The sequence below is a fragment of the Cupriavidus sp. DL-D2 genome, from assembly GCF_039710735.1.
GTDB lineage: Bacteria > Pseudomonadota > Gammaproteobacteria > Burkholderiales > Burkholderiaceae > Cupriavidus.
Genome location: NZ_JBDKXK010000154.1, coordinates 1 through 498 on the forward strand (window position 1 = coordinate 1; position 498 = coordinate 498).

Sequence of the window (498 nt, forward strand, 5' to 3'; positions counted from 1 at the left end):
GTTGCCGTCTCGGCCATACAGGGTGTCGTGGCCGTCGCCGCCGTCGAGGACATCGCTGAGTGCTGCGCCATAGATAGTGTCGTGGCCACCCAGTCCGAAGACCTTGCCGGACATCCCTGCGAGCACGGTGATCGAGTTGCTGTAGTCGTCGCCGTAGGTGTTCTTGACCTTGGCAAGCGTGGTGGCGATATCCCAGAGGGTGCCGTCGGCGAACTTGAGTTCCTTGACGGTACTGACCTCACCGGAGGGCGCGAAGTAGCGCTCGATAGTTAGCCGGTCGACGCCATTGTTGTGCGCGAGCACGAGCGCATCGCCTTCGCGGTAGATGTTGAGATCGGCGGCATTGATGTCGGTGAGTTCGACGGTGTCCAGGCGGGCGCTGGCGTTGTTGATGCTGCGGATCCTGTCCTTGGCGTAGCCGGTGCCAAAGCGGAAGACGTCGGCGCCGTCGCCACCGTAGAGGGTATCGTTGCCGGCACCGCCATCGAGGATGTCAGC

1 protein-coding gene is annotated in these 498 nt (G+C 62.9%); it reads right to left on the reverse strand.

Features of this window, described 5'->3' with window-relative positions; genetic code table 11:
- On the reverse strand, nucleotides 1-498 hold a 498-nt coding region (locus tag ABDB81_RS30445), incomplete at both ends, for a calcium-binding protein (protein WP_346814426.1).